At 59.8% G+C, this 15637-nt stretch carries 12 protein-coding genes and 1 pseudogene; 6 read left to right on the forward strand and 7 right to left on the reverse strand.

Features of this window, described 5'->3' with window-relative positions; genetic code table 11:
* Positions 1-10 precede the first annotated feature (10 nt).
* Positions 11-2047, forward strand: a complete 2037-nt coding sequence (locus ACI512_RS28985) for an ATP-binding protein (RefSeq protein ID WP_236378998.1) — start codon at positions 11-13, stop codon at positions 2045-2047.
* A 2-nt stretch (positions 2048-2049) separates the two neighbouring features.
* Positions 2050-2628 carry a cob(I)yrinic acid a,c-diamide adenosyltransferase gene (locus ACI512_RS28990; RefSeq protein ID WP_015885624.1) on the forward strand — a complete coding sequence of 193 codons (579 nt, stop codon included), beginning with the start codon at positions 2050-2052 and terminating at the stop codon, positions 2626-2628.
* A gap of 162 nt (positions 2629-2790) precedes the next feature.
* Here the strand turns inward: ACI512_RS28990 and ACI512_RS28995 are convergent, their stop codons facing one another.
* The 3 genes from ACI512_RS28995 to secA form a co-directional block, all read right to left on the reverse strand.
* Positions 2791-3735 (reverse strand): Nudix family hydrolase, encoded by a 945-nt coding sequence (locus tag ACI512_RS28995; protein ID WP_236378999.1) that lies wholly within the window; start codon positions 3733-3735, stop codon positions 2791-2793.
* 20 nt (positions 3736-3755) lie between these two features.
* Positions 3756-4973, reverse strand: coding sequence for a bifunctional glutamate N-acetyltransferase/amino-acid acetyltransferase ArgJ (gene argJ / locus ACI512_RS29000; RefSeq protein WP_064054609.1), 1218 nt, complete (start codon positions 4971-4973; stop codon positions 3756-3758).
* Between the two features lie 123 nt (positions 4974-5096).
* Positions 5097-7832: a preprotein translocase subunit SecA gene (secA, locus tag ACI512_RS29005; protein ID WP_043205822.1), complete on the reverse strand. Its 2736-nt coding sequence runs from the start codon at positions 7830-7832 to the stop codon at positions 5097-5099.
* Between the two features lie 305 nt (positions 7833-8137).
* Between secA and ACI512_RS29010 the strand changes: the two genes are divergently transcribed.
* Positions 8138-8593 (forward strand): DUF721 domain-containing protein, encoded by a 456-nt coding sequence (locus ACI512_RS29010; RefSeq protein ID WP_015885628.1) that lies wholly within the window; start codon positions 8138-8140, stop codon positions 8591-8593.
* Between the two features lie 4 nt (positions 8594-8597).
* On the opposite strand, the gene ACI512_RS29015 is transcribed toward ACI512_RS29010, so the two are convergent.
* Positions 8598-10076 (reverse strand): helicase HerA-like domain-containing protein, encoded by a 1479-nt coding sequence (locus tag ACI512_RS29015; RefSeq protein ID WP_015885629.1) that lies wholly within the window; start codon positions 10074-10076, stop codon positions 8598-8600.
* Positions 10077-10280: 204 nt separating this feature from the next.
* Between ACI512_RS29015 and ACI512_RS29020 the strand changes: the two are divergent.
* Both ACI512_RS29020 and ACI512_RS29025 read left to right on the forward strand, forming a co-directional pair.
* Positions 10281-11312: pseudogene (locus tag ACI512_RS29020) on the forward strand (cache domain-containing protein); the annotation flags it as partial.
* A gap of 93 nt (positions 11313-11405) precedes the next feature.
* Complete coding sequence (locus ACI512_RS29025) at positions 11406-12170, forward strand: methyl-accepting chemotaxis protein (RefSeq protein WP_370636119.1); 765 nt, start codon at positions 11406-11408, stop codon at positions 12168-12170.
* 13 nt (positions 12171-12183) lie between these two features.
* Here the strand turns inward: ACI512_RS29025 and ACI512_RS29030 are convergent, their stop codons facing one another.
* Together ACI512_RS29030 and purU are read right to left on the reverse strand one after the other, a co-directional pair.
* Positions 12184-12354 (reverse strand): hypothetical protein, encoded by a 171-nt coding sequence (locus ACI512_RS29030; protein ID WP_015885631.1) that lies wholly within the window; start codon positions 12352-12354, stop codon positions 12184-12186.
* Between the two features lie 86 nt (positions 12355-12440).
* Positions 12441-13289 (reverse strand): formyltetrahydrofolate deformylase, encoded by an 849-nt coding sequence (gene purU / locus ACI512_RS29035; RefSeq protein WP_015885632.1) that lies wholly within the window; start codon positions 13287-13289, stop codon positions 12441-12443.
* A 350-nt stretch (positions 13290-13639) separates the two neighbouring features.
* Here purU and mvaT point away from each other — a divergent pair, with 350 nt between their 5' ends.
* Positions 13640-14014, forward strand: a complete 375-nt coding sequence (mvaT, locus tag ACI512_RS29040; RefSeq protein ID WP_005790963.1) for a histone-like nucleoid-structuring protein MvaT — start codon at positions 13640-13642, stop codon at positions 14012-14014.
* Between the two features lie 90 nt (positions 14015-14104).
* Here mvaT and sbcB read toward each other — a convergent pair whose 3' ends face one another.
* Positions 14105-15532, reverse strand: coding sequence for an exodeoxyribonuclease I (gene sbcB / locus ACI512_RS29045; protein WP_064054608.1), 1428 nt, complete (start codon positions 15530-15532; stop codon positions 14105-14107).
* Positions 15533-15637 lie beyond the last annotated feature (105 nt).

Consider the following 15637-nt stretch of genomic DNA (forward strand, 5'->3'; position numbering starts at 1 on the left):
GAAAACCCTGATGCCGCTGCGCCAGCGTCTTGAAAACCTACCCGTCGGGCAGAAATTGCTGGCCGCCCTGCTGGTGCTGTTGACCACTGTATTGCTGGTGGCCAACCTGACTTTTATCAGCGCCGCCTACTGGATCTCCCAGGAAAGCATGGCCCCCCAGGCCTTGCAGGCCATTGGTCGCCTGGTGTCCAACCCCGCGCTCGCCGCCGAGGCCCTCGAATCACCCGCCAAGGCTGACGCCCTGCTCAATGAGCTGACCAGCTATTCACCCTTGCGCGCCGCCGCCCTGTACGACGGCGAAGGCAACCGCCTGGCGCAGATGCAACACGGTGACCGCCTGCACCTGCCCGACAACTACCGGCATATCGAAGCGTGGCGCGTGACCGAGTTTCGCAGCAACCAGGTCATCACCCTGCCCCGTGCGGGCCAGCCGTCCGGTCATCTGCTGCTGGTGGCCAGCAGCGAGCTGCCGGTGGCGTTCTACACCGGCACGCTGACCGCCAGCCTGGGCATCCTGATTTTCAGCGTGTTGCTGTGGCTGATCATCGCCCGCCAGATCAAACGCCTGATCACCCGGCCGATCCATGAACTGGAAGAGCTGTCGCGCCAAGTCACCCGTGAAGAGAACTACGCCCTGCGCGCCGGTCGTGGCAACCACGATGAAATCGGCAGCCTGGCAGAAGCCTTCAACACCATGCTGTCGCGCATCGAAGCCCGCGAGCAGCAGCTCAAGCGTGCACGTGACGACTCCCAGGCCGCCTACGATCAGGCCCAAGGCTTGGCCGAAGAGACACGCCACACCAACCGCAAGCTGGAACTGGAAGTCCAGGTCCGCAGCAAGATCGAGAAAAAACTCACCGGCTTTCAGAATTACCTGAACAGCATCATCGACTCGATGCCCTCGGCACTGATCGCCCTGGATGAACAGCTCTACGTCACGCAGTGGAACCAGGAGGCCAGCGCGCTTTCCGGCACGCGACTGGATGAAGCCCTGAACCAGCCGATCTACCTCGCCTTCCTGCCACTCAAGCCGTATCTGCCGCAGATCAGGGCGGCGGTCGAGCAACACACCGTGGAGCGCATCGAACGTGTCACGTGGTTCAAGGAAGATGAACCCAAGCATTACGCCCTGACGTTCTACCCACTGATGGGCGGCGCCGGGCGTGGCGTGGTGATCCGTATCGATGACATCACTCAACGGCTGTCCCTGGAAGAAATGATGGTGCAGTCGGAGAAGATGCTCTCCGTGGGTGGCTTGGCCGCCGGCATGGCCCATGAGATCAACAACCCGCTGGGGGCAATCCTGCATAACGTGCAGAACATCCGTCGCCGGTTGTCTCCCGACCTGCCCAAGAACCTGGAACACGCCGAACAGGCGGGCATCGAGCTGGAAACCGTCAACCGCTACCTGCAAAGTCGTGAAGTGCCGCAACTGCTCGATGGTATCCAGCAGGCCGGGGCACGGGCGGCGAAGATCGTCACCCATATGCTCAGCTTCAGCCGCCGCAGCAACCGGCAGATGGCACCGTGCGACTTGCCGGCGCTGATTGACCAGGCGGTGGAAATCGCCGGTAACGACTTCGACCTGGCCATCGGCTTTGACTTCAAGGGCCAGGCAATCATCCGCCAATTCGACCCGCAGCTGGGCCCGGTACCCGGCACCGCCAACGAACTGGAACAGGTGCTGCTCAACCTGCTTAAAAATGCCGCCCAGGCCATCCACCTGCGCGAAGACGACAGCGAGCCGGGGCGCATTATCCTGCGCACCCGCCTCAACCCGCCGTGGGCGGAGATCCAGGTGGAAGACAATGGCATCGGCATGAGCGAGAACGTGCGTAAACGTACGTTCGAGCCCTTCTTCACCACCAAGGAAATCGGCCAGGGCACCGGGCTTGGGCTGTCGGTGTCGTATTTCATCATCACCAATAACCACAAGGGCCAGATGGAAGTGCACTCCACCCTCGGCCAAGGCACTTGCTTTACCTTGCGCCTGCCCTTGGCCGGCAGCCAACTGCCGCCTTACGAACTTACCCAACTGGAGCAATGACCATGGGCTTTCGCCTGTCGAAAATCTACACGCGCACCGGCGACAAGGGCGAAACCGGCCTGGGCGACGGCCGCCGCGTGCCCAAGGACCACCCACGTGTGGAAGCCATTGGCGAAGTGGATACGCTGAACAGTCAGCTCGGCTTGCTGCTGGCCTATCTCGAAGCACTCGGCGGACAGCATCCGGGCTTGCAGGATGTGATCGAGGTACTGACGCCTTGCCAGCATCGATTGTTCGATCTGGGCGGCGAGCTGGCGATGCCAGAGTACAAAGCCTTGAATGCGGCGGAAGTGGATCGGCTGGAAGCGGCGATTGATCGCTGGAATGAAGAAGTGGGGCCGCTGGAGAACTTCATCCTGCCGGGTGGCTCGGCGCTGATCGCCCAAGCCCATGTGTGCCGTAGCCTGGCGCGCAGTGCGGAGCGTCGGTGTCAGCAGTTGAATGCGCTGGAGCCGCTGGAAGGCGTGGGGTTGGCGTATATCAATCGGTTGTCGGATTTACTCTTTGTGGCCGCCAGGGTGATCGCCAAGCGCCAGGGTGTAGCCGAAGTGTTGTGGCAGGCAGCAGCGAAGCCCCACTAACCCAATAAAAACGCCAAACCTGTAGTGAGCGGGCTTGCCCCGCGCTGGGCTGCAAAGCAGCCCCCAACAGGCCGCCGCGTAGGCTCAGACACAACACGCCGTCTGGTTTTGGGGCTGCTTCGCAGCCCAGCGCGGGGCAAGCCCGCTCACTACAGGTCCGCGTTAAGTTTGCGGCCAGAACGCGCGAATGCCCGCCACACCTTGAGCGCCAGCTTCCCAAGCCTGTTCCCGCTCGGCAGGTCCTACCCCGCCCAACAGAAACACCGGCTTGCTGAACCCACGGATCAACTCCGCCGCCTGCGCCCAACCCAACGGCTGCGCGTCAGGATGGGTCTGAGTCGGCTGCACCGGCGACAGCGTGACAAAATCCACGTCCATCATTTGCGCCAACGCCAGCTCTTCAGCGTTGTGGCACGAAGCCGCCAGCCAGCGATCCTTCGGCAGTGGGCGGCCCTTACTCGCGTATTTACGCAGTTGCGCCGCCGTCATGTGCCAGCCGGCTGCAGGAAAGTCCCCCAACCATTCAAACGGTCCCTTGAGCATCAGCTGGGCCTTGCCCGCGCACAGGCCCACCGCGTCGACCGCAAGGTCGCGGTATTTGGGGTCGTAGCCGTTGGGCGCGCGCAGCTGCACCAGCTTGATGCCACCCGCGATGGCTTTCTGGATGCCACGCAACAACGCCGGGGTTTCCAGCTCGCCTGGCGTGATCAGGTACTCGGCAGGCAAGCGCGCCGCCGCAACGATCGGTGCATTGGCCGCCGGAAACGCATAGTTGATCAGGTCCCGAGGGGCAACCCACTCCAGCGGTTGTCCTTCGACACCCTGCGGTTCGCCGGTAAACGCCGAAACCTCCCAGACATCCAGCAACACCTGCTTGTCCGGGTAGTCATGCTGCACCTTGATCAGCGGCCGTGCCGTGGTGACCTGGATACCCAGCTCTTCCTGCAGTTCGCGGGACAGAGCGCTGGCGACCGATTCATCGGCCTCCACCTTGCCACCGGGAAACTCCCAGAGACCGCCCTGGTGCTGGGTATCGGCGCGGCGCGCCAGCAGAATCCTGCCGTCGACACCGCGGATCACCGCTGCTGCTACATGCACTCGTTTCACCGCGATTTTCCTCTTGTCTGTCAGGTACGGTATTCCGCGTTGATCTTCACGTACTCGTGGGACAGGTCGGTGGTCCAGATGGTTTCGCTGCACTCGCCGCGACCCAGCTCGATGCGGATGGTGATTTCTTCCTGCTGCATCACCGCCGAGCCCTGCACTTCGGTGTAGGTCTCAGCACGGGCGCCACGGCTGGCGATGCACACATCACCTAGGAACACATCGATCTTGCTCACGTCCAGGTCCGGCACGCCGGCACGGCCGACGGCTGCCAGGATACGGCCCCAGTTCGGGTCAGAGGCGAACAGCGCAGTCTTGATCAGCGGCGAGTGAGCCACGGTGTAACCCACGTCCAGGCATTCCTGATGGTTGCCGCCACCGTTGACTTCAACCGTCACAAATTTGGTCGCGCCCTCGCCGTCACGCACGATGGCCTGGGCCACATCCATGCACACTTCGAACACGGCCTGCTTCAACGCCGCGAACAGCGGGCCGCTGGAGGAGGTAATTTCCGGCAGGTTGGCCTGGCCGGTGGCGATCAGCATGCAGCAGTCATTGGTCGAGGTGTCGCCATCGATGGTGATGCGGTTGAACGACTTGTTGGCGCCGTCCAGGATCAGGCTGTGCAGCACATCGCGGGAGACTTTGGCGTCGGTGGCGATGTAACCGAGCATGGTGGCCATGTTCGGGCGGATCATGCCCGCGCCCTTGCTGATGCCGGTGACCGTGACGGTCACGCCATCGTGCACGAACTGGCGGCTCGCGCCTTTTGGCAGGGTGTCGGTGGTCATGATGCCGGTGGCGGCCGCTGCCCAGTTATCCACAGACAGGTCGTCCAGCGCGGCTTGCAGTGCGCCTTCGATTTTTTCCACAGGCAGCGGCTCACCGATGACACCGGTGGAGTACGGCAGCACTTGGCTAGCGTCGACGCCGGTCAACTGGGCCAACTTGGCGCAGGTGCGCGCGGCGGCCACCAGGCCCGGCTCGCCGGTGCCGGCGTTGGCATTGCCGGTGTTGGTCAGCAGGTAACGGATCGTGCCGGCCACGCGTTGCTTGGCCAGGATCACCGGCGCGGCGCAGAACGCGTTGAGGGTGAACACACCGGCGACGGTCGAGCCTTCGGCACAGCGCATCACCACCACATCCTTGCGCCCCGGGCGTTTGATGCCGGCCGAAGCGATACCGAGTTCAAAACCGGCAACCGGGTGCAACGTGGGCAAAGGACCAAGACCAACAGCCATGAATGCGCTCCTTAAAAATAGGTGATGTCTGTGCCGTCGTGAACGACGGTGAAATTAATGGCAAAACGCCGCGACGGCAGAGGCCGGTCGCGGCGCGGGGTGTTACAGCGTCAGGCGGAAATCTTATTCGATCTGGCCGTGGCAGTGCTTGAACTTCTTGCCCGAACCGCAATAGCACAGCTCGTTACGGCCCAGCTTCTGATCGTTGCGAACCGGGGTTTGAGCCAAGGCCACATCGATCTCTTCGCCCAATACTTCAGGAGCGTCCAGACCCGGTGCTTCATCGTGCTGGAACTGCATGCGCGCAGCCAGTGCCTCGGCTTCCTGGCGCAGGCGGGCTTCTTCCTCGATCGGGTCTTCGCGACGCACCTGAACGTGGGACAGCACGCGAATCGAATCGCGCTTGATCGAATCCAGCAGTTCGGAGAACAGCGTGAACGACTCGCGCTTGTACTCCTGCTTCGGGTTCTTCTGGGCGTAGCCACGCAGGTGGATGCCGTGACGCAGGTGATCCATGGTCGACAGGTGGTCTTTCCACAGGTCGTCCAGCACGCGCAGTACGATTTGCTTCTCGAAGGTGCGCAGTGCTTCGGCACTCGCCTGCTCTTCTTTTTCGTTGTACGCCGCCAGCAGCTCGGTCATGAGCTTCTCGCGCAGGGTCTCTTCGTAGAGGTGATCGTCCTCGTCCAGCCACTGCTGAACCGGCAACTCGACACCGAAGTCGTTCTTCAACGCGGCTTCCAGGCCGGCAACATCCCACTGCTCAGGCAGGGACTGTGGCGGAATGTGCGCGCTGACGGTGGCGTTGAGCACGTCCTGACGGAAATCGGCGATGGTTTCGCCAATGTTGTCAGCGGCCAGCAACGTGTTACGCATGTGATAGATCACTTTACGCTGTTCGTTGTTGACGTCATCGAACTCGAGCAGTTGCTTACGGATGTCGAAGTTGCGGCCTTCAACCTTGCGCTGCGCCTTCTCGATGGCGTTGGTCACCATGCGGTGCTCGATCGCTTCACCGGACTGCATCCCCAGGGCCTTCATGAAGTTCTTCACGCGGTCCGAGGCGAAGATACGCATCAGGCTGTCTTCCAGCGACAGGTAGAAGCGGCTGGAACCGGCGTCACCCTGACGACCGGCACGACCCCGCAGCTGGTTGTCGATACGGCGCGATTCGTGACGCTCGGAAGCGATCACCTGCAGGCCACCGGATTCCAGCACGGCCTGGTGGCGTTTCTGCCAATCAGCCTTGATCTGAGCGATCTGCTCAGGCGTCGGGTTGTCCAGGGAGGCCACTTCCACTTCCCAGTTACCGCCCAGCAGGATGTCGGTACCACGACCGGCCATGTTGGTGGCGATGGTCAGTGCGCCTGGGCGACCGGCCTGGGCGATGATTTCGGCTTCTTTTTCGTGGAACTTGGCGTTGAGGACCTTGTGCTCGATGCCTTCCTTATTGAGCAGGTTGGACACGTGCTCGGACGTTTCGATAGTGGCGGTACCTACCAGGATCGGGCGCCCCTGGGCCATGCCATCCTTGATGTCGTTTATGATCGCCGCGTATTTCTCTTCGGCGGTCAGGAACACCAGGTCGTTGAAGTCTTTACGCGCCAGCGGTTTGTTCGGTGGGATAACCACGACCGACAGACCGTAGATCTGGTGGAATTCGAACGCTTCGGTGTCGGCCGTACCGGTCATGCCGGACAGTTTGTTGTACAGACGGAAGTAGTTCTGGAAGGTGGTGGAGGCCAACGTCTGACTTTCAGCCTGGATGTTGAGCACTTCCTTGGCTTCGATGGCCTGGTGCAGGCCTTCGGACAAGCGACGACCCGGCATGGTACGGCCGGTGTGCTCGTCAACCAGCACCACCTGCCCGTCCTGCACGATGTACTCGACGTTGCGATGGAACAGCTTGTGCGCACGCAGGCCGGCATACACGTGGGTCAGCAGGCCCAGGTTGTGGGCCGAGTACAGGCTTTCGCCTTCAGCCAGCAGGCCGATCTGGGTCAGCATGTCTTCGACGAACTGGTGACCGGCTTCGTTGAGCTCGACCTGGCGGGTCTTCTCGTCGATGGTGAAGTGACCTTCTTTGGTCACCACGCCTTCCACTTCCTCGATGTGCTGCTCAAGACGCGGGATCAACTTGTTGATCTCGGTGTACAGGCGCGAGCTGTCTTCAGCCTGGCCGGAGATGATCAGCGGGGTACGGGCTTCGTCGATGAGGATGGAGTCGACTTCGTCGATCACGGCAAAGTTGAGTTCGCGCTGGAATTTTTCTTCCATGCTGAACGCCATGTTGTCGCGCAGGTAGTCGAAACCGAATTCGTTGTTGGTACCGTAGGTGATGTCGGCAGCGTAGGCAGCGCGCTTCTCTTCCGGCGGCTGGAACGGCGTTACCACGCCGACGGTCAGGCCGAGGAATTCATACAGCGGGCGCATCCAGTTGGCATCCCGGCGAGCCAGGTAGTCGTTCACCGTCACAACGTGCACGCCCTTGCCGGACAGTGCGTTGAGGTAAACACCCAAGGTTGCTACCAGGGTCTTGCCTTCACCGGTACGCATTTCGGCAATCATGCCTTCATGCAAGGTCATGCCGCCGATCAACTGGACGTCGAAGTGGCGCATGCCCATGACACGCTTACCGGCTTCACGGGCGACCGCAAAGGCTTCGGGAAGCAGCTTGTCGAGGGTCTCACCTTTAGCTATGCGGGCCTTGAACTCTTCGGTCTTGGCGCGCAATTGCTCGTCCGAAAGGGCAACCATCTGCTCTTCGAAGGCATTGACCAGCTGCACCGTCTTGAGCATGCGTTTGACTTCGCGCTCATTCTTGCTTCCAAAAAGTTTCTTTAACAAAGGCGCAAACATATCGGCAGGTTCTTCCACACATAGGGATGGAGGGCGCACCGTCAGTGGCCCGAGCAGCCCTCACGGCCGCATGCGAACGCGCATTCTACCCGGAATCGTGGGTGAGGAAAGTGGCGTTATTCCCTGATGCTGGCATGAGGCGGTGAGAGGGCTTGTTTAAAATAAGGGCTTTTGCTGGAACTTCAACCCATGGAGGGCAGAAGTTACCAATTGATTTCACGAACAAAACCCCAGAAAGGCATGGCCTGGGGGCGTAGAGGTGCTTTCTGCTAAGATGGCCGCTCTGTTACTTTAGGTGTCCAATAATGGCATTTCGCCCCCTGACAGCCCGCGCTCCTGCCGTGTTGCTTCGCGATGCCAAGCCGTTGAAAGCCATCTTTGGCCATGCGCAACGCTTGGGCCATCTGCAACGCCTGCTCGAAAGCCAGCTGCAACCGGCTGCGCGCGAACATTGCCGCGTGGCGTCCTGGCGCGAAGGCAACCTGCTGCTAATTGTCACAGATGGCCACTGGGCAACGCGTTTGCGCTATCAGCAAAAACGCCTGCAACGTCAATTGATGGCGTTTGATGAATTTGCCGGCCTGACCCGGGTCCAGTTCAAAGTACAACCGCCCACTACGCTGCCGGCGGTGGCTGAGCATACTCACGATCTATCGACGAATGCGGCCGAAACCATTCAGGCAACGGCCGAGGGCATCAGCAACCCGGGCTTGCGCGCGGCGCTTGAAAGGCTCGCAGCCCACGCCAAGCCCAAGCCCTGACGCGCTATTTGCGCTTGCTACCGCCCAACAGCGACCCCAACAAACCCCGCACCAGTTGCCGCCCCATCTGGTTGGCGGCTTGTTGCATCGCTGACTTCAGCGCCTTGCCGGCCGTGGTGCCCAGAAACGCTCCCGCCTTGTCGGTGAAACTCGGCTCGTCGCTGGCCGACTTGGCGTCCTCGGTCGGCCCCAGTTCCTTGCGTGACATCAGCACTTCATAGGCGGATTCGCGATCGATCGGCTTGTCATAACGCCCTTGCAACGGTGAACGGGCCACCAACGCGGCACGTTCGGCGTCGCTGAGCGGCCCGATCCGCGATTGCGGCGGTGCGACCAATACACGCTGCACGACTTCCGGCGTGCCCTTTTCCTGCAAAGTGCCCACCAAGGCCTCACCCGTGCCCAATTCGGTCAATACCGACAACGCATCAAATGCCGGGTTTGGTCGAAAACCCTCAGCCACGGCGCGCAGGGATTTTTGCTCTTTGGTGGTGAACGCCCGCAGGCCATGCTGGATACGCAGGCCGAGTTGGGCCAGTACGCTGTCCGGCAGGTCGCCGGGCGATTGAGTGACAAAATACACACCCACGCCTTTGGAACGAATCAGCCGCACTACCTGTTCAAGACGATCCTGCAACGCCTTGGGCGTGTCGGCGAACAGCAAATGCGCCTCATCGAAAAACAGCGCCAGCAGCGGTTTGTCGGCGTCACCGCGCTCGGGCAGTTGCTCGAACAATTCCGCCAACAACCACAGCAGGAACGTCGCGTACACCTTGGGTGCCTCGTGCACCAGGCGGCTGGCGTCCAACAGATGAATGCGCCCGCGCCCGTCACCGGTGGGCTGCAAGATATCTTCCAACTGCAAGGCTGGTTCGCCAAACAACGCTTCGGCGCCCTGCTGTTCCAGCACCGCCAGGCGGCGCAACAGTGCCTGGCTGGAACCGGTGGTCATCAGTGCCGCGTCTTCCCCCAACAACTCCGGGTGATAGCGCAGGTGGTTGAGCAGTGCCTTGAGGTCCTTGAGGTCCAGCAGCAACAGGCCTTCGCGATCCGCCACCTTGAACGCGGCATAAAGGGCCGACTGCTGGCTGTCGGTGAGTTCCAGCAGGCTGCCGAGCAACAACGGGCCCATTTCGCTGATGGTGGTACGCAGTGGATGACCGGATTGCCCGTGAATATCCCACAGCGTGACCGGATAAGCCTTGGCGGTGTAATTGAGGAACGGCATGCCGGCGATACGTTCGGCAACCTTGCCTTGAGGGTTCGCCGCAGCACCCAGGCCGCACAGGTCACCCTTGATGTCCGCGGCAAACACCGCCACGCCCGCATCACTGAAGGCCTCTGCCAGGCGTTGCAACGTGACGGTCTTGCCCGTGCCGGTGGCGCCGGCGATCAACCCGTGACGGTTGGCCAGGCGCATGGCCTGGGCGATGGGCTGGCCGGAAAGGTCTGCACCGATAAGGAGTTGCGTGGAGTCAGGCATTTCGTCACCCATGGTTAATCTTTAGTGTCGCCAAGTCGATACAGGCTTATGTGAGACCCACAAAGTCCAAAAATAGGTCAGGTAGTTCCTACAGGGACCCACAGAACTATCACAAGAAGTATCACACCTTTTTTGACGCTGCCATTTTGCGCATCCCATAAGGACGCGCTTCGGATATTAAGACCTTAGCGGACCCTACAAGCCATGAATAAAAATCTGCGCTTCAGCCATAAAATCCTGCTTGCAGCCTCCCTTATCGTCATCGCCGCATTCGCGCTGTTTACCCTCTATAACGACTACCTGCAACGCAATGCCATTCGCGACGACCTCAACAACTACCTGCATGAAATGGGTGATGTCACCGCCAGCAACATTCAAACCTGGCTGACAGGGCGCATTGCCCTGGTGGAAAACGCCGCGCAAAACATCGCCATCAACCCCGAGCCTTCCGTGGTTGCCGGCCTGCTGGAACAGAAAGCGCTGACCTCTGCCTTCATGGCGACCTACGTCGGCGACAGCAAAGGCGCCTTCACCATCCGCCCTGATACCAAAATGCCAGACGGCTTCGACCCGCGCGTCCGCCCCTGGTACAAGGGCGCCCAGAGCAGCAACGGCTCAACCCTGACAGAACCCTATATCGATGCCGCCACCGGCAAGCTGATCATTTCCGTTGCCACTCCCAGCACCCAAGGCACCCAGAGCATCGGCGTGGTCGGTGGCGACCTGAGCCTGCAAACCCTGGTGGATAACATCGGCGCGCTGAATTTCGGCGGCATGGGCTATGCGTTCCTGGTCAGTGCCGATGGCAAAGTATTGGTACACCCGGACAAAAACCTGGTGATGAAGACCCTGGCCGACGTGTATCCAAAAAACACCCCGAAGATCAGCCCGGACTTCAGCGAAGTCGAGGCCAACGGCAAGGACACTATCGTGACCTTTATACCGATCAAGGGCCTGCCTTCCGTGAACTGGTACCTCGGCATTGCAGTGGATAAAGACAAATCCTTCGCCATGCTCAGCGAATTCCGCACTTCGGCGGTCATCGCCACGCTCATTGCCGTGGTGATCATCATCGCCCTGCTCGGCATGCTGATCCGCATCCTGTTGCAACCACTGCATGTGATGACCCGCGCCATGCAGGACATCGCCGACGGCGAAGGCGACCTGACCCGACGCCTGACGATCCAGAATCACGATGAATTCGGCACGCTGGGTAACGCCTTCAACCGCTTCGTGGAGCGGATTCATACGTCGATCCGCGAAGTATCCTCGGCCACTGAACAGGTCAATGAGGTGGCACTGCGCGTGGTCAGTGCCTCCAACTCGTCGATGGTCAACTCCGACGAGCAGGCCAACCGCACCAGCAGCGTCGCCGCTGCCATCAACGAATTGGGGGCTGCGGCCCAGGAAATCGCGCGCAATGCCGCGCAAGCCTCCCATCAAGCCAGCGATGCACGGCATCTGGCTGAAGACGGCCAGCACGTGGTCGAGCGCAATATCCAGGCGATGAACCAGCTGTCAGCGATGATCAGTGCTTCCAGCAGCAACATCGAAGCGCTCAATAGCAAAACCGTGAACATCGGACAGATTCTTGAGGTGATCACCAGTATTTCCCAACAGACCAACCTGCTGGCGCTGAACGCAGCCATTGAAGCGGCTCGCGCAGGCGAAGCCGGACGTGGGTTTGCGGTGGTCGCGGACGAAGTGCGCAACTTGGCGCATCGCACTCAGGAATCAGCGCAACAAGTGCAAAAGATGATCGAGGAACTGCAAGTCGGTGCCCGGGAGTCGGTCAGCACCATGAGTGAAAGCCAGCGTCACAGCCTCGACAGTGTGGACATCGCCAACCTGGCCGGTGAACGCCTGAACAGTGTGACCCAGCGCATCGGCGAGATCGATGGCATGAACCAGTCAGTCGCCACCGCCACTGAAGAGCAAACCTCGGTGGTCGAGTCGATCAACATGGACATCACCGAGATCAACACCCTTAATCAGGAAGGCGTGGAAAACCTGCAGTCCACGCTGCGCGCCTGTGCCGACCTCGAGCAACAGGCCGCGCGATTGAAGCAATTGGTCGGTAGCTTCCGAATCTGATCCTGGCGGGCAGTTACTCGCCCTCGGGCTCGGGTTTACGCTGCTCCCGCTCCCACAATTGGGCGGCACCGGGAAAATCGGTGCCGTCCTCACTGTCCAGGTCATCCGGATCAAATCGACTCAAACACCCCTCGCCCACCGTCGCTGGGGCTTTTGATGTGGCTTTGTCCAGCGGATCACTCATTGCTCACTCCTCAACGGCACGCAAAGAAAAAGGGCCTGGGACGATTTAACGCCCAGGCCCTTCATTCTTCAATCACAACGCGTCGGTCAGAACACCACCGTCTTGTTGCCGTGCACCAGCACGCGGTCTTCCAAGTGGTAACGCAGGCCACGGGCCAGCACCATCTTCTCGACGTCACGGCCGAAACGCACCATGTCTTCAATGCTGTCGCTGTGGCTGACACGCACCACGTCCTGCTCGATGATCGGGCCGGCGTCCAGCTCCTCGGTGACGTAGTGGCACGTCGCGCCGATCAGCTTCACGCCACGCAGGGAAGCCTGATGGTAAGGCTTGGCGCCCACGAACGACGGCAAGAAGCTGTGGTGAATGTTGATCACCTTGCCGGCGTATTCGCGGCACAGCTCCGGCGGCAGGATTTGCATGTAGCGCGCAAGCACCACGACATCGGCTTCGTGCTGCTTGACCAGGCGGGAGACTTCGGCGAAGGCCGGCTCCTTGTCCTGCGGGTTGACCGGCACGTGGTAATACGGGATGCCATGCCACTCAACCATGCTGCGCAAGTCGTCGTGGTTGGAAATCACGCAAGCGATCTCGCAATCCAGTTCATCACTGTGCCAGCGGTGCAGCAGGTCAGCCAGGCAGTGGGATTCACGACTGGCCATCAACACCACGCGTTTTTTCTGCTCGGTGTCGGTGATGTGCCAGGTCATCGAAAACTCTTCGGCGATCGGCGCAAATGCCTCGCGGAAAGCCTCAAGGCCGAAGGGCAGCGTATCGGCACGGATCTCATGACGCATGAAGAACCAACCACTGAGATTGTCCGAGTGATGACTCGCCTCGGTGATCCAACCGTTGTGGGACGCCAGAAAGTTACTGACTTTGGCAACGATGCCGACCCGGTCCGGGCAAGCAATCACCAGCCGAAAAGTGCGCATTAGGGGGAAACTCCAGAACTTCGCAAAGGCCGCCATTCTAGCGATTGCGCAGGAAAACTGCAGTATCCGTTAACGCTTATTCTGATCGCCGGCCCACGCCTTGCCCCTTAAGACGCTAAGGTTTTACCACCTTTATATGAATCTATTTTGCCACCCTACGGTTGTTCCGCGCATTTCAGGAGAATTGTCTTTAGGTCTACGCCCTTGTAATTAACTCGAATGCATAGCATTGCTACAAACATTTAAAGTAATTCACATAAATGCGACCTTAAATGTTTACTTGGGCATACCGCCTGACTATTATTGGGCCACTATCCCTGTCAATCAGCGCTCTACATAAGGTAGTCCACATGTCTCTGATCAACGAATACCGTGCCACCGAAGAAGCTATCAAAGAGCTGCAAGCCCGTTTGAAGAACCTGTCCCAAGACGACAAACTGCAAACCGAGCTGGAATTCGAAGGCAAACTGCGCACCCTGATGGGTGAATACTCCAAATCCCTGCGTGACATCATCGCGCTGCTGGATCCAGAGTCGAAAGTTAAAGCACCGCGCGGCGCTGTGAAAACTACCGGCACCAAGCGTGCTCGCAAGGTCAAACAATACAAGAACCCGCACAACGGCGAAGTGATTGAAACCAAAGGTGGCAACCACAAAACGCTGAAAGAGTGGAAAGCCAAGTGGGGCGGTGACGTGGTTGAAGGTTGGGCTACCCTGCTGGGCTAAGCCTCGCCAGGCTTGCGCCTGATACGCGACACATAAAAAAACGCCAGCCTGCTGGCGTTTTTTATTGCCTGTCTATTCTGTGAACCCCGATTACAGATTCATCCTCGCGGCGAGAGTGTCCGCATATTCCTGCCATTGCTCCAGCACCCCATGCTGAAACGACGTCGCACTAACGGCAAACTCCTGCCGAGCCTGATTAAATGCGTCAAGGGTATTCGGTGCGCCCCATTCCGGGCTGGACAAACGTTGCTGACAAAAAAGTTTCCAGCGTTGTTGCTCCTCGCTGTTCAAGGTATCGGGGAAGTTACGTGCACGGTAGCGAAATAATAATTCAGGCAAACGGTGATCATCAAATGGCCACTGCTGGCGTGCTAATTGCGCAGGCTCGGCCGTGCGGACTTGTTCACATAAACGCCGATCCCGGTCCCCGATAAAACCGTCGTAAAGCTGTTGTTCCGGGTCAGCACTCGCCGCGAAATCCTCTTCGGCGTAAATGGCCGCTAACTTATCGCGCCAAACTTCCTGTGCGTCAGTTAGCCGCAGCGCTCGCTCCTGATAAATATTCATGTCCAAGTGCAGGCGTTCACGATCTTCTGCCCGTAGCACATTCAGGGGAGCAACCACCGGGCAGCGATTGATATGCACCAGTTTGAGCGGTACCGGCAGTTCGCCCTCCGACAGCGCTTCACGGCGGGTATAAAGACGTTGGCGCAGCGTGTCGGCATCAAGGTCCAGCAACCCTTGCGGGTCGAGCCCAAGGTCGCAGACGATCAAGGCATTGCGATTGCGCGGGTGCCATGCCAGCGGCAGCACAACCCCCAGGTAATGACGCTCGGCGGAAAAGCGCCCGGAGATGTGCACCATCGGTTGCAGCAAGCGCACCTGGTCCATCACCCGTTGCTTGCTGCGCAGCTGAAACAACCATTCATACAGCTTGGGTTGTTTCTCACGAACCCGTCGAGCCAGGGCAATCGTGGCGCGTACGTCGGACAACGCATCGTGCGCCTGACCATGGTCGATACCGTTGGCTTCGGTCAGGCGTTCCAACTTGAGCGTGACGCGCCCATCCTGCTGTGGCCATTCAATCCCCTCGGGGCGCAGGGCGTAGGCCGTGCGGACGACATCGATCAAATCCCAGCGACTGTTACCGCCCTGCCATTCCCGTGCGTAAGGATCAAAGAAATTGCGATACAGGCTGTAGCGCGTCATTTCATCGTCGAACCGCAAGGTGTTGTAACCCGCGCCGCAGGTCCCCGGGGCGGCCAGTTCAGTGTGCACCCGCGTCATGAAGTCGGCCTCGGCCAAGCCTTTTTCCGCGAGTATCGCGGGGGTGATACCGGTAATCGCACAGGCGACAGGATGGGGCAGGATATCGTCGCTGGGCTGGCAATAAAGATTGACCGGCGCGCCGATCTCGTTGAGTTCGAGGTCCGTACGAATGCCGGCTACCTGAAGTGGGCGGTCGCTGCGCGGGTTGATACCGGTGGTTTCATAGTCGTACCAGAAAATGGAGGTCACGGGCTTTTCCTGTACTGAAGATCGTCAAAGTCTAGGCGTTGAACAACCCCCGCGACCAGCACCAAATGCACTGTACAAACATCCAGCAAAACCTTGAATGGTTGC

It is taken from the genome of Pseudomonas petroselini, from assembly GCF_045037875.1.
In the GTDB taxonomy this organism is placed as follows: domain Bacteria; phylum Pseudomonadota; class Gammaproteobacteria; order Pseudomonadales; family Pseudomonadaceae; genus Aquipseudomonas; species Aquipseudomonas petroselini.

What these genes read in the sequence shown, in the direction of transcription:
- ACI512_RS28985 (WP_236378998.1), top strand. Translation starts at nt 11, where the DNA reads ATGCCGCTGCGCCAGCGTCTTGAAAACCTACCCGTCGGGCAGAAATTG.
- ACI512_RS28990 (WP_015885624.1), top strand. Translation starts at nt 2,050, where the DNA reads ATGGGCTTTCGCCTGTCGAAAATCTACACGCGCACCGGCGACAAGGGC.
- argJ (WP_064054609.1), bottom strand. Translation starts at nt 4,973, where the DNA reads ATGGCTGTTGGTCTTGGTCCTTTGCCCACGTTGCACCCGGTTGCCGGT.
- secA (WP_043205822.1), bottom strand. Translation starts at nt 7,832, where the DNA reads ATGTTTGCGCCTTTGTTAAAGAAACTTTTTGGAAGCAAGAATGAGCGC.
- ACI512_RS29010 (WP_015885628.1), top strand. Translation starts at nt 8,138, where the DNA reads ATGGCATTTCGCCCCCTGACAGCCCGCGCTCCTGCCGTGTTGCTTCGC.
- ACI512_RS29015 (WP_015885629.1), bottom strand. Translation starts at nt 10,076, where the DNA reads ATGCCTGACTCCACGCAACTCCTTATCGGTGCAGACCTTTCCGGCCAG.
- ACI512_RS29025 (WP_370636119.1), top strand. Translation starts at nt 11,406, where the DNA reads ATGGTCAACTCCGACGAGCAGGCCAACCGCACCAGCAGCGTCGCCGCT.
- ACI512_RS29030 (WP_015885631.1), bottom strand. Translation starts at nt 12,354, where the DNA reads ATGAGTGATCCGCTGGACAAAGCCACATCAAAAGCCCCAGCGACGGTG.
- purU (WP_015885632.1), bottom strand. Translation starts at nt 13,289, where the DNA reads ATGCGCACTTTTCGGCTGGTGATTGCTTGCCCGGACCGGGTCGGCATC.
- mvaT (WP_005790963.1), top strand. Translation starts at nt 13,640, where the DNA reads ATGTCTCTGATCAACGAATACCGTGCCACCGAAGAAGCTATCAAAGAG.